This window comes from Mesorhizobium sp. M7A.F.Ca.CA.004.06.1.1, from assembly GCF_003999135.1.
GTDB lineage: Bacteria > Pseudomonadota > Alphaproteobacteria > Rhizobiales > Rhizobiaceae > Mesorhizobium.
In genome coordinates, this window is the sequence record NZ_RZPQ01001335.1 from 1 (window position 1) to 699 (window position 699).

A 699-nucleotide genomic window follows, 5' to 3' on the forward strand; every position below is an offset into this window, starting at 1 on the left:
GAACGGGATCGAGCAATGGCGCCGCAATTCGCGCATCTCCTCGATGGTCGCCACCGGATCCTCCCAGTTGCGCACGCCCAACTCTTCCAGCGGGCGCGCCAGCCGCCGCGCGGTGCTGAGTGAATAAGCCTGGTTGGAATCGATACGGATCATCGCATCGTCGCCGAGTTTCTTGCGGATCAGCTCGACCATCCTGAGCGAGACTTTCGGATCTTCGGTCGAGAACTTGCCTTCGAAGAAGGTCGTTCCATGCGTCTCGTGCAATTCGACGCAATAATCGGCGACTTCTTCCGGCGTCGTCTCGCCCTTCACCTTTGGTCCATCACCGCGCAGCGAAAAATAGTCGGTGAACGGGATATCCTTGCGCACAGCGCCGCCAAGCAACTGGTAGAGCGGTTGGTTCCACGCCTTGCCGCGCAGGTCCCACAACGCCATCTCGATGGCGCCGAAGGCCATGATGCGGGTGCGGTCGTTGATCGACTGCACGCCGGTCCAAAAGGGCAGGCAGACATGCTCGGCGCCGGCGATGTCGAAGGCATCGCGGCCGACCAGCCGTGGCGCCAGGACATCGTTGATAATCGCGGCCGCCGCTGGCGTCGGCGCTTCGCCGAGGCTAATCAAGCCATCCTCGGTCTCGACTTCAACAATGGTCGGCGAAAATCCGTCGAGTTCGCCGAACACCCAGGCATAGGGTGCTTC

At 61.7% G+C, this 699-nt stretch carries 1 protein-coding gene; it reads right to left on the reverse strand.

Annotated features, from left to right (window positions below; translation table 11 throughout):
- A partial coding sequence (locus EN906_RS36160) for a mandelate racemase/muconate lactonizing enzyme family protein (protein ID WP_164777709.1) occupies positions 1–699 on the reverse strand: 699 nt, incomplete at both ends.